The sequence below is a fragment of the Sulfitobacter sp. SH24 genome (assembly GCF_965641895.1).
Classification (GTDB): domain Bacteria; phylum Pseudomonadota; class Alphaproteobacteria; order Rhodobacterales; family Rhodobacteraceae; genus Sulfitobacter; species Sulfitobacter dubius.
The window spans coordinates 2,661,111-2,683,003 of record NZ_OZ282575.1; the positions used below are offsets into that span (position 1 = coordinate 2,661,111).

At 62.3% G+C, this 21,893-nt stretch carries 21 protein-coding genes; 11 read left to right on the plus strand and 10 right to left on the minus strand.

The window, feature by feature from the left end; all coding sequences use genetic code 11:
• The first annotated feature begins 76 nt into the window (after positions 1-76).
• Positions 77-730, plus strand: coding sequence for a fructose-6-phosphate aldolase (fsa, locus tag ACSQ16_RS15685; RefSeq protein ID WP_007119104.1), 654 nt, complete (start codon positions 77-79; stop codon positions 728-730).
• Between the two features lie 63 nt (positions 731-793).
• On the opposite strand, the gene ACSQ16_RS15690 is transcribed toward fsa, so the two are convergent.
• Positions 794-1,714 carry a nitrilase-related carbon-nitrogen hydrolase gene (locus tag ACSQ16_RS15690; protein ID WP_243262434.1) on the minus strand — a complete coding sequence of 307 codons (921 nt, stop codon included), beginning with the start codon at positions 1,712-1,714 and terminating at the stop codon, positions 794-796.
• 269 nt (positions 1,715-1,983) lie between these two features.
• Here ACSQ16_RS15690 and ACSQ16_RS15695 point away from each other — a divergent pair, with 269 nt between their 5' ends.
• The 3 genes from ACSQ16_RS15695 to ACSQ16_RS15705 all read left to right on the plus strand — a co-directional run bounded on the left by ACSQ16_RS15695 (position 1,984) and on the right by ACSQ16_RS15705 (position 4,168).
• A complete protein-coding gene (locus ACSQ16_RS15695) occupies positions 1,984-2,691 on the plus strand; it encodes a DUF484 family protein (RefSeq protein ID WP_243262433.1) in 708 nt (235 codons plus the stop codon).
• Entirely contained in the window at positions 2,688-3,632 is a 945-nt protein-coding gene (locus ACSQ16_RS15700; RefSeq protein WP_243262432.1) for a tyrosine recombinase XerC, read from the plus strand. Before ACSQ16_RS15695 ends, ACSQ16_RS15700 begins: the two co-directional genes overlap by 4 nt.
• Positions 3,633-3,739: 107 nt before the next feature.
• On the plus strand, positions 3,740-4,168 hold the full coding sequence (locus tag ACSQ16_RS15705; protein WP_243262431.1) for a PACE efflux transporter: 429 nt from the start codon (positions 3,740-3,742) through the stop codon (positions 4,166-4,168).
• Here ACSQ16_RS15705 and meaB read toward each other — a convergent pair.
• A complete protein-coding gene (meaB, locus tag ACSQ16_RS15710) occupies positions 4,165-5,139 on the minus strand; it encodes a methylmalonyl Co-A mutase-associated GTPase MeaB (protein WP_243262430.1) in 975 nt (324 codons plus the stop codon). The genes ACSQ16_RS15705 and meaB overlap by 4 nt on opposite strands.
• A gap of 80 nt (positions 5,140-5,219) precedes the next feature.
• Between meaB and hrpB the strand changes: the two genes are divergently transcribed.
• Entirely contained in the window at positions 5,220-7,643 is a 2,424-nt protein-coding gene (gene hrpB / locus ACSQ16_RS15715) for an ATP-dependent helicase HrpB (RefSeq protein WP_243263126.1), read from the plus strand.
• 54 nt (positions 7,644-7,697) lie between these two features.
• On the opposite strand, the gene msrB is transcribed toward hrpB, so the two are convergent.
• From msrB to ACSQ16_RS15735, 4 genes are all read right to left on the minus strand, one after another.
• Positions 7,698-8,180, minus strand: a complete 483-nt coding sequence (msrB, locus tag ACSQ16_RS15720) for a peptide-methionine (R)-S-oxide reductase MsrB (protein ID WP_093926927.1) — start codon at positions 8,178-8,180, stop codon at positions 7,698-7,700.
• 81 nt (positions 8,181-8,261) lie between these two features.
• Positions 8,262-8,816 (minus strand): fasciclin domain-containing protein, encoded by a 555-nt coding sequence (locus ACSQ16_RS15725; protein ID WP_093926928.1) that lies wholly within the window; start codon positions 8,814-8,816, stop codon positions 8,262-8,264.
• Between the two features lie 171 nt (positions 8,817-8,987).
• Positions 8,988-9,680, minus strand: coding sequence for an anti-sigma factor (locus tag ACSQ16_RS15730; RefSeq protein ID WP_093926929.1), 693 nt, complete (start codon positions 9,678-9,680; stop codon positions 8,988-8,990).
• Positions 9,677-10,225, minus strand: coding sequence for a sigma-70 family RNA polymerase sigma factor (locus ACSQ16_RS15735; protein ID WP_243262429.1), 549 nt, complete (start codon positions 10,223-10,225; stop codon positions 9,677-9,679). Before ACSQ16_RS15735 ends, ACSQ16_RS15730 begins: the two co-directional genes overlap by 4 nt.
• Before the next feature lie 251 nt (positions 10,226-10,476).
• Here ACSQ16_RS15735 and ACSQ16_RS15740 point away from each other — a divergent pair, with 251 nt between their 5' ends.
• From ACSQ16_RS15740 to ACSQ16_RS15755, 4 genes are read left to right on the plus strand one after another with little or no spacing between them, the layout of a single operon-like run.
• Entirely contained in the window at positions 10,477-11,679 is a 1,203-nt protein-coding gene (locus ACSQ16_RS15740; RefSeq protein ID WP_243262428.1) for an NAD(P)/FAD-dependent oxidoreductase, read from the plus strand.
• On the plus strand, positions 11,676-12,455 hold the full coding sequence (locus tag ACSQ16_RS15745; RefSeq protein ID WP_243262426.1) for an HpcH/HpaI aldolase family protein: 780 nt from the start codon (positions 11,676-11,678) through the stop codon (positions 12,453-12,455). Before ACSQ16_RS15740 ends, ACSQ16_RS15745 begins: the two co-directional genes overlap by 4 nt.
• Before the next feature lie 12 nt (positions 12,456-12,467).
• On the plus strand, positions 12,468-13,310 hold the full coding sequence (locus tag ACSQ16_RS15750; protein ID WP_243262425.1) for an NAD-dependent epimerase/dehydratase family protein: 843 nt from the start codon (positions 12,468-12,470) through the stop codon (positions 13,308-13,310).
• A 23-nt stretch (positions 13,311-13,333) separates the two neighbouring features.
• A complete protein-coding gene (locus ACSQ16_RS15755) occupies positions 13,334-14,563 on the plus strand; it encodes a mandelate racemase/muconate lactonizing enzyme family protein (protein ID WP_243262423.1) in 1,230 nt (409 codons plus the stop codon).
• Between the two features lie 174 nt (positions 14,564-14,737).
• Here ACSQ16_RS15755 and ACSQ16_RS15760 read toward each other — a convergent pair whose 3' ends face one another.
• Together ACSQ16_RS15760 and ACSQ16_RS15765 are read right to left on the minus strand one after the other, a co-directional pair.
• On the minus strand, positions 14,738-16,912 hold the full coding sequence (locus ACSQ16_RS15760) for a thiamine pyrophosphate-dependent enzyme (protein WP_317406334.1): 2,175 nt from the start codon (positions 16,910-16,912) through the stop codon (positions 14,738-14,740).
• Between the two features lie 74 nt (positions 16,913-16,986).
• Complete coding sequence (locus tag ACSQ16_RS15765; protein WP_243262421.1) at positions 16,987-18,210, minus strand: acyl-CoA dehydrogenase; 1,224 nt, start codon at positions 18,208-18,210, stop codon at positions 16,987-16,989.
• Positions 18,211-18,307: 97 nt separating this feature from the next.
• Between ACSQ16_RS15765 and ACSQ16_RS15770 the strand changes: the two genes are divergently transcribed.
• Together ACSQ16_RS15770 and ACSQ16_RS15775 are read left to right on the plus strand one after the other, a co-directional pair.
• A complete protein-coding gene (locus ACSQ16_RS15770; protein ID WP_243262420.1) occupies positions 18,308-19,207 on the plus strand; it encodes a LysR substrate-binding domain-containing protein in 900 nt (299 codons plus the stop codon).
• Positions 19,208-19,294: 87 nt separating this feature from the next.
• Entirely contained in the window at positions 19,295-19,645 is a 351-nt protein-coding gene (locus ACSQ16_RS15775; RefSeq protein ID WP_435988568.1) for a cupredoxin domain-containing protein, read from the plus strand.
• 68 nt (positions 19,646-19,713) lie between these two features.
• Here the strand turns inward: ACSQ16_RS15775 and ACSQ16_RS15780 are convergent, their stop codons facing one another.
• Together ACSQ16_RS15780 and ACSQ16_RS15785 are read right to left on the minus strand one after the other, a co-directional pair.
• Positions 19,714-20,127 carry a VOC family protein gene (locus ACSQ16_RS15780; protein WP_243262419.1) on the minus strand — a complete coding sequence of 138 codons (414 nt, stop codon included), beginning with the start codon at positions 20,125-20,127 and terminating at the stop codon, positions 19,714-19,716.
• Between the two features lie 167 nt (positions 20,128-20,294).
• Entirely contained in the window at positions 20,295-21,854 is a 1,560-nt protein-coding gene (locus ACSQ16_RS15785) for a bifunctional metallophosphatase/5'-nucleotidase (protein ID WP_243262418.1), read from the minus strand.
• Positions 21,855-21,893: the final 39 nt, after the last annotated feature.

Sequence of the window (21,893 nt, forward strand, 5' to 3'; positions counted from 1 at the left end):
ATCGCAGATCATGCGGTAAAGCCAAGGCAAGCAATAGACCTGTTAGCGATCACATTCCAACCCGGAAGGAAAGCCCATGAAATTCTTCGTAGATACCGCCGAGATCGACGCCATTGCCGAACTCAATGACCTTGGCATGGTCGACGGCGTGACAACCAACCCCTCCCTGATCCTGAAATCAGGCCGTAACATCCTTGAGGTCACCAAAGAGATTTGTGACCTCGTCGACGGGCCTGTCTCCGCCGAAGTGGTGGCGCTGGAAGCCGACGCGATGATCGCCGAAGGCCGCAAGCTCGCGGAGATCGCCGACAACATCACCATCAAGCTGCCGCTGACATGGGACGGGCTGAAAGCCTGTAAGGTTCTGTCGGGCGAAGGCCGTATGGTAAACGTCACGCTTTGCTTCTCGGGCAACCAAGCGCTGCTGGCTGCAAAGGCTGGCGCGACTTTCATCTCGCCCTTCATCGGCCGTTTGGACGACATTAACCTTGATGGCATGGACCTGATTCAGGACATCCGCACCATCTATGACAACTACGGGTTTGAGACGCAGATCCTTGCCGCCTCCATCCGCAGCCCGAACCACGTGCTCGATGCTGCGCGCATCGGGGCCGATGTGATGACCGCGCCGCCAGAAGTGATCAAGAAGCTGGCCTCGCACCCGCTGACCGACAAAGGTCTGGAGCAGTTCATGGCCGATTGGAAAAAGACCGGTCAGAACATCCTCTGATCCGGCCTGAGCGCCAAGACATCCAACCCCTTCCGCCCTTGGCGGAGGGGGTTTTTCTTTGCCCTATGCGGCGTTGCCTTCAACTGTCAGGTGATCGCCCGACCACAGGCCGGGGCGCACCTCGGCCTCGGCCGCGCCTGCGCGGATGCGACGGCACTGCCCCACGGGAATCGCCGGAGCCTGCAACACCACGTCCATGCCCTCCGCCGCCGTCTGGGGCGGCAAGGCCGCGTGCATCCCGTCCAAGGCCACCGAAACATCGCAGGGCAGATAGACGCTCGCCCCGCCCACGCCGGTATCCTCTTGCCACGGGGTCAACGGCGCGCCCACTGCGCCGACACAGCACACTGCGGTTTGCAATTCGATCGCCCGCGCCCGTGCACAGCTGAATACACGGTTGTAGCCAGTGATCATGTCAGTCTTTGCGGGGATAATCACCAGATCAAGGTCCAACTCCCCCAGTTTCGACCAAAGCGCGGTATATTCCGCATCAAGGCAGATCGCGATAACACAGCGCAGCCCGTTCCAATCGAACAGGTTGATCCCGGTGCCTGCGATGGTCACACCGCTGGCGCCATTGGCTTCCAGCGGCGTCAGGCTCAGTTTGTTTTGCACTTGCATTCCGCCATCCGGGGTCAGGAACCACGCCTGATTAAGATACCCCTCGGGCGCGTCGACCGATGGAAAGGCCACAGGAAATGTGCCGGGCAGCAGGGCGACGCCTGTTTGCTCGACCATGCGGCGCATCGGGTCAAGCGCCAGCGCGGCGGTCTGCGCGAGCCAGCCCAGTTGCTGCTCTGCGGGCAGGTCCGCCGGGGCAAAGCTCAGCCATTGTGCGCAGCAAAACTCTGGCATCACCAAAAGCTGCGCCTCGCGCGCGGCGGCCTGTTGCAGACGCAGTTCCACACTGGCAAGCCAGCTTTGCAGCGAATCCGGCGTGACCTGAAGGTTGGCGGCCCAAAGATCGACAGAGACATGTTCCATGTAAGATTTCCTCTCCCGGCAAGGGCCATTTCGCCACATCCGGGGATATGCAGCGGGCTTCGATCAGGCGCGCGTGCCTTGCGGCTGAAATCCGCGCGTCGACCGAGGCCAACACACCCGCGCCGCTTTTGTTCCCGTGGGCTTCGCTCTACATCCCGGCCTGACGCAAGGCGGCAACAAAGACCGCAGGCGGCAAGACCCGTGACCAATTGGGGGCAGATCTTGACGCCCCACCATGCTATGACACCGCAAATCAAAAAGAGACGCCCATGAGCAGCAGCCCCAAAATTGACGACGCCCTGCGTGAGGCGATCATCTCCGCGCCCGATGTCATCCTTGACGACAGCGATGTGATGCAGGCGCTGATTGCGGCCAATGAAAAGGCCATGGGCGGCAATATCGTCGATCTGCGCGGCATCGCGATGGAGCGTTTGGAAACCCGGCTTGATCGGCTGGAAGATACCCACCGCAGCGTTATCGCGGCGGCCTATGAAAACCTTGCCGGAACCAATCAGATCCACCGCGCGATCCTGCAAATGCTGGACCCGGTGGAGTTTGAAACCTTTCTGCGCAATCTAGGCGGCGAAGTGGCCGACATCCTGCGCGTTGATGCGGTGAAACTGGTGCTTGAGTCGGTGCAGAACGACAATGATCCGGCAGTACAACGTTTGGGCGATGTGCTGACCGTGGCCGAGCCGGGCTTTATCGACGACTATCTGTCTCAAGGGCGCGGCGGCATGGTGCGTCAGGTGACCCTGCGCGCACTTCAAGACGGCTCTGAGGCGCTGTATGGCACCAAGGCGGGCTGGATCCGTTCTGAGGCCTGCCTAAAACTCGATTTCGGCACAGGCCGCCTGCCCGGTCTTTTGGTCATGGGGGCCGAAGACCCGCATATGTTTGGCCCGCAGCAAGGCACCGATCTGCTCACCTTCTTTACCGGCGTGCTGGAACGCACCATGCGCCGCTGGCTGTCTTGAGCGAGAACGCAAATCCGCTGCTGATCAGCCCCGCCGCGCGGGACGCGCTTCAGACGTGGCTGGCGCATCAGAGCGCCTTGAAGGACGCAGCAGAGAATACGATCATCGCCTATCGGGGCGATGTGACCGAGTTTCTCACCTTCATGACGCTGCACAAGGGCGACACCCAAGGTCTGGGAGCGCTGGCGAAAATCACCATTAGCGACATGCGCGCGTGGATGGCCAGCACGCGCAGCGGCGGTGTCGGCTCGCGCTCGGTCGCGCGCAAACTTTCTGCGGTAAAAGCCTTCTACCGTTGGCTGGCCGAGCGGGAGGGGTTCGAGCCCACTGCCGTCCTGCTCGCGCGCTCCCCCAAGTTCCAAAAGAAACTCCCCCGCCCGCTGGCCGAAGACGCCGCCCGCGCGCTGATCGATTGCGTCGAAACCCAAGCCCGCGCCCCATGGGTCGCGGCGCGCGATGTGGCTGTGCTGACGATGCTGTGGGGCTGCGGCTTGCGGATTTCCGAGGCGCTCGCCCTTAAAGGCGGCGATGCGCCCCTGCCAAATAGTCTGCGCATCATGGGCAAAGGCGGCAAGGAACGGGTCGTACCGGTCTTGCCCGCCGCCCGCGCTGCCGTCGAAGGTTACCTCGCCCTCTGCCCCTACCCGCAAGAGCCACATGCGCCGCTGTTCCGTGCCATTCGCGGTGGCGCCTTGGGCGCGCGCGCCGTGGCACAGGTCATGGCCGATGCGCGGATGCAACTGGGGCTGCCCGCCACCGCCACGCCCCACGCCATGCGCCACAGCTTTGCCACGCATCTGCTCGACGCGGGCGGCGATCTGCGCGCGATTCAGGAACTGCTGGGGCATGCGTCGCTGTCGACCACACAGGCCTATACTGCCGTGGATACCGCGCGGCTGATGGAAGTCTATAACAACGCCCATCCCAAGGCGGGCCGCTGACCCTCTTGCACCCTGCGCTCCGATCGCCATATTGGAGCCAAGCGAGGACGACCTCCCCCATATGGGAACACACTCGGGACGACCCGACCAATACCGGGACCGACCCCATGCGCAGTACTGCAGACCGCATCCGCCACGCCATCAGCTTTGAAGTTCTCGCCCTTTTGATCGTCACGCCCATGGGCGCATGGCTTTTTGACAAGCCATTGCATGAGATCGGCGTTGTCACCATCGTCAGCGCCAGCATCGCGACGGGATGGAACTACCTTTACAACCTCGGGTTCGACCACGCCCTGCGCCGCCTGCGCGGCACGGTGCGCAAGACGGTGCCGATCCGGGTGCTCCATGCCGTCATTTTTGAGATTGGCCTGCTTTTTGTGCTGATGCCCTTTATCGCGTGGTACCTAAGTATTTCGCTGATGGAGGCTTTCCTGATCGACGTGAGCTTTGCGCTGTTCTACCTGATCTACGCCTTCGTCTTTAACTGGGTCTACGACGTGATCTTCCCGGTGCCGGAGCCTGTCCGCCCGTCCTAATCGGCCCGGAGGCCACTCACGAACTCGGCCGCCGCCTCTGCCGGATCGCGCGCGCCCTCGGCCACGGCGTCACTGAGCCGTGCCAGATCGTCCTTCGCCTGTGGTGTCTCCAACTGCGCCAAAAGCCTCTGTTTCACGTCTTGCTCGAACCAATAGCGCGCCTGCGCGGCCCGCGTATGGTCCCAAAAGCCCTGCGCGCGGCGCCAGTCGGTCAATTCCTGCAAGGCCGCCCAAGTCTCCTCCAGCCCGTCTTCCTCCATCGCCGAAACCGCCGTGGCGCGCGGAAAGCCTTCGGGGTCTTGCGGGCGTTTGCGCAGCAGGCGCAGGGCACCGGCGTAGTCGGCCCGGGTGCGCGCGGCGGTGGACTTCAGATCGCCATCGGCCTTGTTGATGACGATGAGATCGGCAATCTCCATGATGCCGCGTTTGACGCCCTGTAATTCATCCCCGCCCGCCGGGGCCAAGAGCAACACAAAGGCGTCCGACATCTCGGCCACCACCGTCTCGGACTGGCCAACACCCACGGTCTCAATCAGTACCACGTCGAAACCCGCCGCCTCACATAGCCGCACCGCCTCCCGCGAGCGGCGGGCGACACCGCCAAGATGGGTCTGGCTGGGCGAAGGACGGATAAAGGCGCGCGGCTCGCGGCTGAGCCGGTCCATCCGCGTCTTGTCGCCCAAGATCGACCCGCCCGAACGCGCCGAACTGGGGTCCACCGCCAGCACCGCCACGCGCATCCCCTGCGCGGTCAGCATCATGCCAAAGCTTTCGATAAAGGTGGACTTCCCCACCCCCGGCGTGCCCGAGAGCCCGATGCGCAGCGCCTGAAGGTCGGTCGGCAGCTTTGCCAGCAATTCTGCCGCCGCCGCACGGTGATCCGCACGGCCCGATTCCACCAGCGTGATCGCCCGCGCCAATGCGCGACGCTCGCCTGCTATGATGCCCTTGGCCAGATCGTCGATATTCATGCACCAACTTTTGCGGGGGCGGCGCGGAATTGTCCATCCCCACCCTTGGCGCGGCGGCGGCTTTGCCCGATAACCGCGCTATGTCCAACGCTGATTTCGCCCTGCCCATCGACGCCGTTCTGCCTGAGGTCATCTCAGCCCTGCGCGACACGTGCCGCGTCGTGCTGCAAGCGCCGCCGGGCGCGGGCAAGACGACGCGGGTGCCGCTTGCGATGCTCGACGCTCGCCTGACCCAAGGCCGCATCCTGATGCTGGAGCCGCGCCGCCTCGCCGCCCGCGCCGCCGCTGCGCGCATGGCCGAAAGCCTTGGCGAAGAGACCGGCCAGACGGTCGGTTTTCGCGTGCGCGGCGCTTCGGCGGTGTCGAAAAACACCCGCATCGAAGTCGTCACCGAAGGCATCCTGACCCGCATGTTGCAGGACAACCCCGACCTGCCCGGCATCGGCGCGGTGATCTTTGACGAATTTCACGAACGCTCGCTCAACGCCGATCTTGGCCTCGCGCTTTGCCTCGAAGTCGCGGGTGCCTTGCGGGACGATCTGCTGCTCGTCGCCATGTCCGCCACACTCGATGCCGCCCCGGTGGCTGCATTGATGGCGGCCCCCATCGTCACCTCCGAGGGCCGCAGTTTTGAGGTGGTGCCGCGCTGGCTCGACAAGCCGATGGGCAAGCAGCGGCTGGAGAATGCAGTGGCCGACCTGACGCTCAGGGCGCTTGCGGAGGCCCCCGGTTCGGCACTGGTCTTCCTTCCCGGGGAGGGCGAGATCAGGCGGGTGGAAGCGCTTTTGCGCTCTACTCTGCCAAGCGACTGCACCTTGGCCCCGCTCTTCGGTGCGCTGGACTTCAAGACGCAGCAGGCCGCCATTGCGCCCGTGCGGTCGGGGCGAAAGGTTGTGCTGGCGACCTCTATTGCCGAAACCTCGCTCACCATCGAAGGCATTCGCATCGTCGTCGACGCTGGCCGCTCGCGCCGGGCGCTGTTCGATCCCGCCTCGGGCATGTCGCGGCTGGTGACCGAACGTGTCACCCGCGCCGAGGCCACGCAACGCGCGGGCCGTGCCGGACGGGTTGAGGCGGGCGTGGCCTACAAACTCTGGACGCGCGGCGAGGAAGGGGCGCTGGCCGCCTTCCCCCCGGCGGAGATTGAGGCGGGTGACCTCACCGGCTTTGCGCTGGAACTGGCGCTATGGGGCGCGCAGGCCGAAGAATTAAGCTTTGTCACCCCGCCCCATGCGGGCCGTTTGGCCGAAGCGCAGGCCGTCTTGCGCATGCTCGGTGCGTTGGACGATACGGGCCGCATCACCGACCATGGCCGCAAATTGGCCAAGTTGCCCCTGCACCCGCGTCTGGCGCATATGGTCGCGCGCGGCGGTCCGCGTGCGCCGCTGCTCGCCGCTCTTTTGGCCGAGCGCGACCCGATGCGCGGTGCGCCGGTGGACCTGTCGCTGCGGATGGATGCGCTGGCCGGGAAACGCACCGCCGCCGCGCCCCATGCCCCGACGTTGGCGCGGATCAAGGCCGAGGCCAAGCGGCTAGGTCGGATGACGAAAGCCGATGGGCCGGACGCTTTGGGCGTTCTCGCCGCCCTTGCCTATCCGGACCGCCTTGGCCTGCGGCGCAAAGGCGATGCGCCGCGCTATGTTCTGTCGGGTGGTAAAGGCGCAGTTCTGCCTGAGGCTGACCCAATGGCGGGCGCACGGCTGCTGGTGGCGACCGATCTGGACGGCGACCCACGCGAGGCCCGGATCCGGCAGGCGGCGCTGATCACGGATGCCGAATTACGCGCCACGTTCGCCGATCAAATTCACTGGCAGGACGTCTGCACATGGTCCCGCCGCGAGGGGCGCGTGCTGACCCGGCAACAAGAGGTCTTTGACGCATTGGTTCTGGAAGACCGCACATGGCCAGATGCCCCTGCCGAGGCCGTGGCCGTGGCGATGCTCGACGGTGTGCGACAGTTGGGGTTGAAACCCGGCAAGGCCGCAACGCTGTTTCTGGCCCGTGCGCGGCTGATGTCCGCGCCTTTCCCCGATTTCAGCGAAGCGCATCTGATGGAAACGCTTGATGACTGGCTGCTACCGCATCTCGCGGGTGTACGCAGCACCGGCGATTGGAAGGGGTTTGACATCACCCCGGCGCTGAAAGCGCGGCTGACATGGGAACAGCAGCAAGAGTTGGACCGCGCCGCGCCTGCGCATTTCGAAACCCCGCTGGGGCGGCGTGTGGCGATTGATTATAGCGGCGAGCTGCCCGGCATCTCGCTGCGCCTGCAAGAGATGTTCGGCGTGACCCGGCATCCGACCGTGGGCGGGCAACCGCTACAGGTCACCCTTCTCTCCCCCGCTCAGCGCCCCGTGCAGGTCACGATGGACATTCCGGGGTTCTGGGCCAGCTCCTATGCCGATGTGCGCAAAGACATGCGGGGTCGCTATCCGCGCCACCCTTGGCCCGAAGACCCCACGGTGGCAGACCCGACCCTGCGCGCCAAACCGCGCGGCACTTAAAACGGCAACGCGCGCCGAAAACGGCGCGCGGTCAGGTCGGCTATACCGTAGTAATTAGGCCGCGACGAACTTCAGCGAGACGCCATTGAGGCAATGCCGCTTGCCCGTCGGCTCTGGCCCGTCGTCAAAGATGTGGCCCAAGTGGCTGCCACAGCGGTCGCAGTGCACCTCAGTCCGGCGCATGAAGAAACTGTTGTCCGGCATCGTCTCGACCGCATCTTCGAGCGGCTGGTAAAAGCTCGGCCAGCCGGTGCCGCTTTTGAACTTGGTCGCAGCGTCATAAAGCGGCTGGTCACAGCCCTTGCAAATAAAGGTGCCGGGACGCGTCTCATCGTTGAGCGGGCTGGTAAAGGCTCGCTCCGTATCGCCTTCGCGCATCACGGCATATTCGGTATCGCTCAGCATGGCGCGCCATTCGGCCTCGCTGCGCGTAATCTCAAAATCGCCCTCGACATAGGCTGCCGATGCACCGCGTGTGCCCAGCCCGATGGCTGTGGCGCCCAGAAAGGTCGATGTCAGAAAATGACGTCTGTTCATGGTGTTACTCCTCGCGGTGGGTTGGGATCGCACCGGGCCAGCATGGGGGTACTGGCCCGGCATCTCAGTGTAGGTTGCCTATTATTTGGGAACCAACACGCTGTTTACAACGTGGATCACGCCGTTGGACTGGTTCACATCTGCGATAGTTACACGCGATGCATTGCCGTTTTCGTCAAGGATATAGACGTTTTTGCCCTTTACCTGAGCCGACAAAGCGTCGCCCGATACCGCTTCAAAGTGGTAGAAGCCATCGCTGGAAGCGCGCGCTTTGGCGGCGATGTCAGCGGCAGACCATTTGCCTGCAACAACGTGGGCTGTCAGCACTTTGGTCAGCATCTCTTTGTTTTCGGGCTTCAGCAGCGTCTCGACGGTGCCAGCGGGCAGCGCGTCAAAGGCGGAGTTGACCGGGGCGAAAACGGTGAACGGGCCTTCGGAAGCCAGCGTGTCGACCAGACCGGCAGCTTTCACAGCGGCGACCAGCGTGGTGTGATCGGCAGAGTTCACAGCGTTCTCGACGATGTTTTTGTTTTCAAACATTGGCGCGCCACCCACTTCGGGGTTGGCAGCCATGGCACCGGTTGCCAACAGAGCGGCAGTGGCGGTGGCGGCGGCGAAAGATTTGAAGTTGATCATTGGTAGTCCTCCTCAGATGCCTCCCGTTGTGGGCGGCGATGCTGAACCCACGGGCCAAGAGGTGAAGGAGTTTCAGAAACGTTCAAAAAATTCTGAATAAGCTTCAAGATACTGTTTCTATATGAACAAAGAAAAACGCCCGCCCCGATCTGGGGAGGGCGTTCAACCTTTTTACAGTTCGGCAACGGCGCCGAGGGCCATGATGCCGCCAGTGGGCGCGCCCTCCGGCGCGCCGCCCGGCGGCTCATCGGTGATGGCCAGCGTGATCTGCGCCGCTTCGGGTGCCAACTCGGCAGGCAAGGCCACGCGGTTAACGTCGCCTTCAGGCAGAACGCCCAAAGAGATCGGCGCGCGGTCGGGCAGAATGGCCCAAAGCTCCAGCACACGGCCCTCAGGTGCATTGCCCGAAACCCGACGCAGCGCGATATCGCCGCGTGACATATCCATAACGGCCAGCATTTCCAGCGCACTGTCTTCGGCAGCCATGCGGGTGGCATAGACTTCGCCCGGCACTTGGGTAGGCGCCTCGCGCAACATGGGCAGAGCAAGGAAGGCCACGGTCGCAAGTGCTGCAACCGAAATGCCCTGCCAGAGCCAGAGACGCTGCATCAACGGCACATGGCGCGTGGGGAAGAGCCGCGACATCAGCGCCTTGCGCGTCTTGGTGGACGGGGCGACAGGTGCGATATCATCGGTTAGCGCGACGAAACGCTCCTGCCAATCAGCCACGGTGCGGGCAAAATCGCGGTCTTGCAAAAGGCGGGCGCGTGCGGCCACGCGATCTTCGCCTTCGAGCAGACCCAACGCCACTTCGGCGGCCAGCAGATTGTCGTCTTCAGGGGGGGTGATAGGCGTGTCACTCATGCGCTCATACACTCCCGTAGGCTCATCAACCCGCGCCGTAGCCATGTGCGCATCGTATTAAGAGGCACATTAAAACGCTGGGCAAGGTCGGCGTAACTATCACCATCAAGATAAGCACCGCGCACGGCAGCGCCCCGGTCGGCCTCTAAATCGTCGAGGCAGCCGGTCAGGCGCTTCGCTTCGGATGCGGCAACGGCGGATTGTTCGGGGTTCGGCCCCGGCGCGGCCAGCTCCAGCCCCGGCGTGTCGATATCCTGATGCCCCTTGCGGGTCGCACGCAGCCGATCAATCGCGGTATTGCGCGCAATGGTAATCAGCCACGTCATCGGCGACAGACCATTGGCCTGATAGCGGTCGGAACTATTCCAGATTTTGACGAAACTGTCCTGCATGGCGTCCTCTGCTGCGGCCCGTGTATCCAACACACGCAGGCAGACCCCGAATAGTTTCGCGGACACCCGATCATAAAGTGTCTCGAATGCCGCACGGTCCCCCAGAGCGACCTGTCCAATCAGACGCTCGATCTCTTCACGGTCGCTGTTCAAGGGTCACTCCTTTGGGCGGTCATGTCTTTGGCGGCGCGGACGCGGCACATCGCTCATGGTGCGACAGCCGCCATAAAAGTCAACGGCGCATTACCACCAGACGCTTTCTACGGCACCTTGCCCTATCCTAAGGCATCCGCGCAACCCATCGCGGGGAAAGGAAAATTCATCACGCTGTTCACAGAGATTGCAGGCTCCGGATGCTTAGGCTACCCAAGTTTCAGAGGGGAATGCGCAAAGGGAGACTGTGCATGCAAAACGCGCTTGAGACGTCATATGACGTGGTGATTGTGGGTGGGGCCATCTACGGCTCGGCCTTGGCTTGGTGGTTGACCAACACGCCGGGGTTTGACGGCGAAGTGCTGGTGGTGGAGCGTGACCCCACCTATGAGTTCGCCTCAACCAGCCATACAAATTCCTGCATCCGCCAGCAGTTCAGCGCCCCGGTAAACATCCAGATTTCTCAGTTCGGGGCCGAGTTTATCCGCAACTTCCGCCACTTCATGCACGACGATCCCGAAGTGCCTGACCTGGCGCTGCAGAGCTTTGGCTACCTCTACCTTGCCGACACGCCGGAGTTTGCCCAGACCCTGCGGGAAGCGCAGAGCATTCAGGCCTCCATGGGGGCGCATACCCAGCATATGACCAAGGACGAGATCGCCGCGCGCTATCCGTTTTACATGCTCGACGATGTCATCGCGGGCAACCACAACACGGTGAACGAAGGCTACTTTGACGGCGGCACCATGTTTGACTGGTTCAAACGTATGGCCAGGCGTCGGGGCGTGACCTTTATCCATGATGAGGTGACGGGCATGACCCTGAACCCCGCAGGCAGCGCGGTGGATGCGGTGACGCTGAAATCCGGCGCAAAGGTCTCCTGTGGCACGGTGGTCAATGCTTCCGGCCCCCGCGCGGCGGCGACGGCGCAGATGGCGGGGATCACCCTGCCCGTGGTGCCGCGCAAACGCTACACCTTCATCTTTGACGCCGCCGAGCCGCTTGAGATGGACCTGCCGCTGACCATCGACCCCAGCGGCGTGCATATGCGCCAAGAGGGTAAGTATTATATGGCCGGCTGCCCGCCCGAAGATGACTATGACGCGGCCTATGATGATTTCACCTTTGACCATTCGATTTGGGAGGAGAAAGTCTGGCCCATCATCGCCACCCGCGTCCCGACCTTTGAACGGGTCAAAGTGATCAACGAATGGGTCGGGCATTACGCCTTTAACACTGTGGATCAAAACGCAATTGTCGGGCGGCACGACAAGGTCGAGAATTTCGTCTTTATGAACGGATTTTCCGGCCACGGGTTGCAGCAAGCCCCGGCCATCGGGCGCGGCACGGCTGAGTTGATCACCCATGGCGCCTATCGCACGCTGGACCTCACCCCACTGGACTACGGGCGCATCACGCGGTCGGAGAAATTTATCGAAAAGGCCGTGATATGAAGCACCCCGAGAACACATTCCTCACGGCCATCCGCGCCGGGAAAAAGCAGTTGGGCCTCTGGGTCTCCCTCTCGGATGGCTATGCCGCCGAGGTGGTTGCCCATGCGGGCTATGACTGGGCGATGCTGGATATGGAGCACGCGCCGAGCGATATGAAATCGGTGCTGGGGCAGTTGCAGGCGTTCTCGGGCAGCGACACCACGGCGATGGTGCGGCCTGATTGGAACGACGCGGTCAAGGTCAAACGTCTGATGGACCTCGGCGCGCCGGGGCTGCTGTTTCCGATGGTTCAATCGCCTGAAGAGGCCCGCGCCGCCGTGGCCGCCTGCCGCTACCCGCCGCGCGGTGTCCGGGGGGTGGCCGGGCTGAACCGCGCCAACCAGTTTGGCCGGGTCGAGGATTACAACACCGAAGTTGAGAACCAGACCGCTATCCTGATCCAGCTTGAAACCCGCGCCGCCGTGGAAAACGCCGCCGCCTTTGCCGAGGTTGAGGGGATCGACGGTATCTTCTTTGGCCCCGCCGATATCGCCGCTGACATGGACCATCTGGGCCAGACCCTGCACGCGGAGGTTTGGGAGGTGATCCGCCCCGCCGCCAAACTCTTGATGGACAAGGGCATTCCCGTCGGCACGCTGGTCACCGACCCCGACTTCGCCGCCGAACTGCTGAACGAAGGCTTCACCTTTGTCGCCTGTGGTACGGATGTGGGTCTTTTGGCCAAAGGGGCCGATGCCCTGCGGGCCCAAGTGCGCGACAAGATTTCTGAGACATGAAAGGAAGATGTTATGAAATTTAAGAAACTAGTCCTGACGGGCGCCGCCGGTCGGCTTGGCTCATACCTGCGCGAGCCGCTGGCCGCGATGTGCGAAGAACTGGTCAGCTCTGACATCGCCGAGGACATCGGCAAACTCTATGACGGCGAACGCTATCAGAAGGCCGATCTGGCGGAATACGATCAGGTCGCGGCGCTGATGGAGGGCGCCGACATGGTCGTGCATTTCGGTGCCATCGTGGACGAAAAACCCTTCATGGAACTGCTCGGCCCGAACTTCGTCGGCTCTTACAACGTGTGGGAAGCGGCCTATCAGGCAGGCGCACGCCGCGTCGTCTATGCCTCCTCAATCCATGCCGTGGGGATGCATAAGAAATCCGATTTCATCGGCATTGACGCGCCTCACAAGCCCGACACGTTCTACGGCCTCGCCAAATGCTTCACCGAAGACCTCGGCTCCATGTATTGGGACAAACGCCAGCTTGAATCCGTGCATCTGCGCATCCTGAGCGCGGCACAGGTCAACAACTCTCGCGCGCTCGGCTCGTGGCTAAGCTATGACGATCTGATCCAACTGGTGACCCGCGCAGTCGACACCCCCTCGGTCGGTTTCTCGGTCATTTACGGTGTATCGAACAACGACCGCGCGCCGGTAGACAATTCCAAGGCGTCCTTCCTCGGCTACCGGCCCAAGGACAACGCCGAGCAATTCGCCGAAAAAGTGCTCGCCGAAGAAGGCCCCGTCGACATCACTGACCCCGGCCAGATGTGCCACGGCGGCCCCTTCGCCAAGGTCGATCTGGGCGAAAGCGGCATCGCGCAGATGACCATCGTCGACGACAAAAAAGAGACCTGATCAAGCTCGCAGGAGAGACCGTCATGAAACTGCAAGACCTCGACATCATCGTGACGGCCCCGCCCGCCCCCGGCTGGGGCGGGCGCTATTGGATATTGGTCAAGGTGACCACCGACACCGGCATAACCGGCTGGGGCGAATGCTATGCCGCCAGCGTCGGGCCCGACGCGATGCGCGCGGTGATCGAAGATGTCTTCGCCCGTCACATGCAGGGCGAAAACCCCGAGAACATCGAGCTGATGTTCCGCCGCGCCTATTCCGCGGGCTTCACCCAGCGGCCAGACCTGACCGTCATGGGCGCATTTTCGGGGCTAGAGATCGCCTGCTGGGACATCCTTGGCAAAGACCGCGACCGTCCGGTGCATGCGTTGATCGGCGGGCGCACCAATGACCGGGTGCGCGGCTATACCTACCTCTACCCGCTGCCGCATCACAGCATGGCGGATTTTTGGACCTCGCCCGAGATGGCGGCGGAATCGGCGGCGGACTGCGTGGCGCGGGGCTATACGGCGGTGAAATTCGACCCCGCTGGCCCCTATACGCTGCGCGGTGGGCATATGCCTGCAATGTCGGATATCAGCACCTCGGCGGCCTTTTGCAAAGCCATCCGCGAGGCCGTGGGTGACCGTGCCGATCTGCTGTTCGGCACCCATGGGCAGTTCACCACCGCAGGCGCGATCCGGCTGGGGCAGGCAATCGAACCCTATAGCCCGCTCTGGTACGAAGAGCCGATTCCCCCAGACGCGCCTGAGCAGATGGCCAAGGTCGCGCGCGGCGTGCGCGTCCCCGTGGCCACGGGCGAGCGGCTGACCACCAAGGCCGAGTTCGCGCCCCTGTTGCGTGCCGGGGCGGCGGAGATCCTGCAACCGGCGCTTGGCCGCGTGGGCGGCATTGCCGAAGCCAAAAAGATCGCCGCCATGGCCGAGGTCTATAACGCGCAGGTGGCGCCGCATCTCTACGCCGGGCCGGTGGAATGGGCGGCGAATGTGCAGCTTGCCACCGCGATCCCGAACATCTTGATGTGCGAATGTATTGAGACGCCGTTTCATGACCAGCTGATCAAAGGGTCGATCCGGGTGGAGGATGGCTTCATCACCGCCCCGGATGCGCCCGGTCTGGGGATCGAAGTGGACGAAGACCTTGCCCGCGCGCATCCCTACACAGGCGATGGTCTGCATCTTGAGATGCGCGAAGCGCCTTGTGACTATGTGAATGGGAATAATTTTCAGGGCGGTGCGCCAGCGGAGAGTTGAGGGCCATCGTCTGCCCGCGGGTGGGCGATCCAACGTGCATTCGTGCCACTTTATGTCTCAACCGTGGTGTACCTTCGCGAAGGTGCACCCAGCCTCACCAAATCGCCTAACCGGGGGGCGGGCAGGCGATGGCCCGGCGCCTTCGGCTTGTTCCGGGCAGGTGGCACCTTCGCCCTACCCCACCAACTCCCGCGCCGCCGCCAAGATCCCCTCGCGTGAGGGCAGCGTCGCCGCATAGGCCGGCCCCGTGGCGATAAAGCTATCCTCCGCCGTCAGTCGCGCAAAGCGCTCAACACCGCGCTCAGCCATCAGCGCCATCAACGCTTCGGCCTGCCCGCCCGTCCTGCGGCATTCGTCGACGATAAGCACAGGCCGATCCCCGATTGCTGCCAACAGTGCCTCTTCCGGGAGTGGGGCCAGCCAACGCAGGTCAATCACCCGCGCCGCGACACCCTGCTCTGCCAGATCATGCGCCGCCTGCTGGCTCAGGTAATGCCCGTTACCATAGCTCACGATCGCCAAATCGGCCCCCTCGCCCGTGACACCAACCTCGCCCAGACCAATCCGCTGGTCCGGCGCCGGATAATTCCGCATCCAGCCGCCGTCCCCGGCCTCCAGCAAATCCCTCATCGGATAGAGCGCGATGGGCTCGACAAAAACCACAACCCGCTGCTCCTCACGCGCCAAACGGTGCGCCTCGCGCAGCATCATCGCGGCGTCATCCCCGGCCGAGGGGCAAGCAATGATGATCCCCGGAATGTCACGCAACACGGCCAGTGAGTTGTCGTTGTGGAAATGCCCGCCAAAGCCTTTCTGATAGCCCAGCCCGGCGATGCGCAGCACCATCGGGTTGGTCCATTGCCTGTCCGAGAAGAAGGGCAACGTCGCCGCTTCGCCGCGCAACTGGTCTTCGGCGTTGTGCAGATAGGCGAGGAACTGAATCTCAGGCATCGGCACGAAACCGTTATGCGCCATGCCGATGGCGAGCCCCAGAATGCTCTGCTCATCCAGCAGCGTGTCGATTACCCGCCCCGGCCCAAACCGGCCCTGCAACTTCTGTGTAACGCCATAGACCCCGCCCTTGCGGCCCACATCCTCGCCCATCAGCATGGTCTCGGGATGGGAGAGCATGAGGTCGTGCAGCGCCCAGTTGATCAGCCGCGACATCGGCTGTGGGTTGTCCATCTGCGCCATATCGCTGCCGAATGTCTCGGCTCGAACCTCGGCACTCGGCCCGTTACTGGCCGCGCAGGTCCGCTTCGGCGGCACGAGGCTCGCCATCACATCGGATGCCGTCTTGAGACGCGGGCGTTTGATCACCTCTGCCGCCGCTTTCGCCACGGCATCTTGGGTCTCGCGGTAAATCTCCAGCGCCTCATCGGCGTTCATTCCGGCCTCCACCAACAGGCGCGCGGAATGCAGCAGCGGATCATTCGCCTCATCGGCCTCGACCTCTGCACGCGGCAGATAGGAAGTCGCCACATCCGCCCCCGCATGACCATAAAGCCGCACAGTGCGCAGATGCAGGAAGGCGGGCTTGCGATGCACCCGCACATAATCCGCCGCTTCTTTCGCCGCTGCATAGGCCGCATGAAGGTCCAGCCCATCGCCCTCAAAATACTTCAAGCCCGGACGGGCAGACATAGAGGCCTTGATCCAGCCCGTCGGTGTCTTGGTCGAAATCCCGATACCATTGTCCTCACAGACGAAAAGCAACGGCAGCGGCACGCCCTGCACCGCGGTCCAGCAAGCCGCATTGATCGCGCCTTGGGCAGTGGAGTGGTTGGCCGAGGCATCGCCAAAGCTGCACATCGCAATCGCATCACGCGGCAATATTGCGTGCTCAGGCCGGTTGCGCCGCGCCATGCCGATGGAATGCGCGGCCCCTACGGCCTTGGGCAAGTGGCTGGCGATGGTCGATGTTTGCGGCGGGATCATCAGCGGGCGCGAGCCCAGCACTTTGTGCCGCCCGCCGCTGATCGGATCGTCGGCAGAACAGGCGAAACTCAAGAGCATATCACGCAGCATGTCCTGCCCCTCGGCCTGATCGGCGCGGGCGATCTGGAAAGCCGCATCGCGGTAATGCAGGAAGGCGATGTCATCGACCCGCAGCGCCGCCGCGACCGCTGCCATGCCTTCGTGCCCGGACGAGCCGATGGTGTAGAACCCCTGCCCCTCTTTTTGCATCACACGGCTTTGAAGGTCGAGCGCGCGGCTCAGTACCTGCGCGCGGTACAACTGCTCCAACGCGGCACGATCAAGCGCCTTCTTGTCGGAGGTGGAAACGGGAAAATCCCCCGCCGCAACGCGACGGAGGAAGTTCTCATGAACGATTGCAACGCGGTCCATGGGGCCTCTTGGTATTTAAAGATTTTGTTTTCGGCGAGGCGAGATGGGGGGAAGTGATCCCCCCAAACCGTTTCTTAAAAGAACGCCTGCAGGCCGGTCTGGGCACGGCCCAGGATCAGCGCGTGTACGTCATGGGTACCCTCATAGGTGTTGACCGTCTCGAGGTTCATCATGTGGCGGATCACTTGGAATTCACCGGAAATACCGTTGCCGCCATGCATGTCCCGCGACATGCGCGCCACGTCCAGCGCCTTGCCACAGTTGTTACGCTTGACGATCGAGATCATCTCAGGCGCGGCATTGGCGGCATCCATCAGACGACCTACTTGCAGCGAGCCCTGCAGGCCCAGCGAGATTTCGGTCATCATGTCCGCCAGTTTCTTCTGGAACAACTGTGTCTGCGCCAGCGGCTTATTGAATTGCTTGCGGTCCAGACCGTACTGGCGCGAGGCGTGCCAGCAGAATTCGGCGGCGCCCATCGCACCCCAAGAGATGCCGTAGCGGGCGCGGTTCAAACAGCCGAACGGCCCTTTCAGCCCCTGTACATTTGGCAGCAGCGCGTCTTCGCCGACTTCGACACCATCCATGACGATTTCACCGGTGATGGAGGCGCGGAGGCTGAGCTTGTTGCCGATCTTCGGCGCGCTCAAACCTTTCATGCCTTTTTCCAGAACGAAGCCACGGATCTTGTTGTCGTGTTCTTCGGACTTGGCCCAGACTACGAAAACATCGGCGATGGGGGAGTTCGAGATCCACATCTTGGAGCCGGTCAGCTTGTAGCCGTTCTCGGTCTTCACTGCGCGGGTTTTCATGCCCGCAGGGTCGGAGCCCGCGTCGGGCTCCGTCAGACCAAAGCAGCCGATCCATTCGCCCGAGCAAAGTTTCGGCAGGTACTTCTGACGCTGCTCTTCGGAGCCGTAGGCATAGATCGGGTACATGACGAGGCTCGCCTGTACCGACATCATCGAACGGTAGCCACTGTCGACGCGCTCAACTTCGCGGGCGACCAGACCGTAGGAGACATAGTTACCGCCCAAGCCGCCGTATTCCTCGGGGATTGTGACGCCCAGCAGGCCCATGTCGCCCATTTCACGGAAGATGCCTGCGTCGGTTTCTTCATTAGCAAAAGCGTCGATCACACGGGGCTGCAGTTTTTCTTGCGCATAGGCGTGCGCAGAATCGCGGATCATGCGCTCGTCTTCGGTCAACTGGCTGTCGAGGCGGAAGGGGTCCGTCCAGTCGAATGTACCAAGGTCGGGTTTATCTTTGGCGCGCAGCTTGGGGGCTTCGGCAGTCATGAGGCATCCTTTCGGGTGATGTGATTTGCGGCAGTATTGCAAATTGACGGCGCGAACTCTATCGCTGCTTTGTCCTGAGTTCATGAGAAAAAGTCATATGATTGCCCCGCGCCGCTTCTTGCCGTCGATCTCGGCCCTGCTGTCATTTGAGGCGGTCGTGCGACTTGGCACCGCCACGGCAGCGGCGCAGGAGTTGAACCTGACCCAAAGCGCTGTTAGCCGCCAGATCAAGACGCTCGAAGAGCAACTGGGCGTGTCGCTAATGATCCGGCAAGGGCGACGGCTAACCCCGACCCAAGCGGGTTTGGACTATGTGACGCAGGTGCGCGATATCCTGAACCGTTTGGCCCAGGCCTCGGTCTCGGCCCGGACCAACCCTACCGGCGGCACGCTTGATCTCGCGATCCTCCCCGCTTTCGGCATGCACTGGCTCGCGCCTCGGCTGCGCGATTTCGCGCGAGCGCATCCTGAGGTGACGGTGAACCTCTCGACCCGGCTGCACCCCTTTGCCTTTGCGGGCAGCCGCTTTGACGCCGCCATTCATTTTGGTCATGAAGACTGGCCCGGCGTGCGCTACCTGCCGCTGCTGCCTGAAACGGTCGTGGCAGTCTGTGCGCCTGATCTGCTGGCCGAACCGCTGGAGGATGCGCGCGACGTGCGGCACCTGCCACTGCTGCATCTGGAGACCCGCCCGCGCGGATGGGCGCGGTGGCTGTCGTCGCTGGGCGTGACCGAAGAGCCGCCCGGCGGCATGATGTTCGACCAATTCTCGACCATGGCGCAGGCGGCGATCCACGGGCTGGGCGTGGCATTGCTGCCGACCTTTTTCGCCCGCCCCTATCTGCGCGATGGGCAATTGGTGCTGGCGGCCTCGCAGACCACCCAGAGCATCGGCAATTACTATCTCGTCTGGCCAGAAGACCGCGACGAAACCGCCGCCCTCGCATCCTTTCGCGGCTGGCTGGCCCAGCAAGCCGAACCGGCGACGAACGATTAAGCCACCCCAAAGACGGCCAAAGTTATGCCGCAATCCCTTTGTACAAACGCGGCCAATCCGCCCCCGTCGGGCGACCTAAAGGAGCAGATGATGCTACGTTCATACCGCAAAAGCGCGGGCGCTCTGGCCGTTGCCATGAGTGCTCTCGCAGCCACAGGAGCATGGGCCGAAGCCCGCAACGTGCTGATTGTCGATGGTGCCTACTTTCCGTCATTCACGCATGTGCAGCCGGGCGATCAGGTGATCTTTACCAACAACGCCACGGGCAGCCATACGATCACAGGCGAAGGAGAGGCTTGGACCAGCGGCGCGATCCCTGTGAACGGCAGCTATACGCTCGACATCACCGCCGATACTCCCGGTACATTCAGCGGTCAGACCTTAGAACAGCCCGCTTTTGAAGGGGCAATCAGTTTAGATGAGCCCGCTACGCAATAAAGCAGCCGACTCAGAAAGAACCAAAGCCCCGCAGCAATAACGGGGCTTTGAGGGTCTAGCACTCAGGCTTACTGGGCGAAAACCCGTTCCATATCCGCAAAACCTTTGACCTCAATCGGGTTGCCCGACGGGTCGCGGAAGAACATTGTCGCCTGCTCGCCCGGCTCCCCTTCAAAACGCAGCGAAGGCTCGATAACGAAATCGACCTCTGCGCCTTTCAGCCGTTCGGCCAGCGCCTTCCAATCGTCCATCTGCAAGACCACGCCAAGATGCGGCATCGGCACCATATGTTCGCCAACTTTCCCCGTGGCCTGCGTGGCAAAAGGCTCTCCCAGATGCATCGAAATTTGGTGCCCAAAAAAGGAATAATCGACCCAAGTCTCGGTCGAGCGGCCTTGGATGCAGCCCAACACATCGCCATAGAAAGCGCGGGTTTGGTCAAGGTCACGGACATTATAGGCAAGGTGGAACGGCGTGAGCATTGGTAATCTCCTATCTATCTGCCGCCTGTGTATCCTGCCGGTGCGAAGGTGCAAGTGCGCCCCGCGCCGCAGCACAGCTCCATGGGCCAAAGGCCGCCACCACGCCACATACAAAGGGGGGCGCCCGCAATTGGACGCGCCCCCTCAGAGCAGGTCGAAACCTATCCTTATTTCATCGTGATGCGGCCATCGGTGTAAGGCTTATAGCTGCCGTTCTTCGCCAGATACTCCGCCGTCACATCGGCAAGGTCGGGGCCGAAATCATAGGCATTCTCGGCATCTGTGAACATCGCATAGCCGTCGCCGCCATTACGGACGTAGTTGTTGGAAACCGCGCCATATGTCTTTTCAAGGTCAATGGGCACACCCGCAACCATGACATCGCTGATACGGCTGCCCACCTCTGCCTTGGGATCAAAGGCATAGGACATGCCTGCCACTTGCGGAAAACGGCCTGCGCCATCTTCCAATTGGCTTACGCCATTTTCCAACGCCTCAACCAAAGTGGCGCCGCTGATCTGGAAGGTTGAGAGCGTGTTTTGAAACGGCAGCACCGTCAGAACTTCGCCCATTGTCACCTCGCCCGCGTCGATAGAGGCACGCAGCCCGCCCGCGTTGGAAATGGCCACGTCGATGCCCTGATCCTTCACCCGGTCAAGCATGGCGTCGGAAACGAGGTTGCCCATGGCGCATTCCTGTGCGCGGCAGACATCGCGACTTCCTTCGATGGTCTCAGATGTCTCAGCCACGACCTTTTGGCGCAACTCTTCCAGCGGCGCGGCACGTTCGGCAACCAGATCAACCGTTGCCTGATCTTCTTCGATAGAGGCATCCAACAGGATCGGATCGCCCGAGATCGATGTCACCTCACCCGCGTCGTCAAAGGTCACGCTCAACTCGCCCAGATATTTACTATAGGCATAGGCCTGAACAATCGGGACATCGCCAACCATTGTCGGGTAAGCGCCTTCGGCACTGTCATCACTGTTGCTGAGCAATGTGTGAGAGTGGCCCCCAACGATCAGGTCAACGCCGGTCAACTCTTCCGCAAGCCGTTTGTCACCCGCCAGCCCGACGTGGGTCAGCAGGATGATCTTGTTGACCCCATCATCCGTTAGCGCGTCAATCTCGGCCTGCGCAGCGTCCGCAGCAGGAGAGAAGATCACCTCAGGTCCGGGCGACGAGGTTTCAGGCGTGTCTTCGGCCAAGACTGAGACGATGCCAATCCGCTCGCCGCCGACCTCAAGCACCGTGGATTTGCCAATCTCACCGTCCAGCCCCTCAACACCGCTCACATCGATATTCGCCGACAGCACCGGAAAATCGACCTTTGCCACGAAATCGGCCAGCCCTTTGGGGCCGTCGTCGAATTCATGGTTGCCGACGGCCATCACATCATAGTCGAGCTTTGACATAAACTCGGCGGCCATCTCGCCCTTATATCGCGTATAGAAAAGTGAGCCTTGAAACCAGTCGCCTGCATCGAGCAGCAGATGGTTCTCTCCTGCGCGTTCGCGTGCGGCTTCAATCGCTGTGACCATCCGCGCGACGCCACCGAAACACTTCCCTTCGCCGTTATCCTCGGCGCTACAGGGGCCGTCATATTTGCTGATCGGCTCAAAACGGTCGTGGAAATCGTTGGTGTGCAGAATGGTGAGGTTATACTCAGCCGCCGCCATGCCGCTGGTCAAAGCCAGCGCAGCGGTCGCGGTCAGGAATCGTTTCATGATAGTTCCCCTGTTGCTTGTTCTGCCGGCATCGTGGCC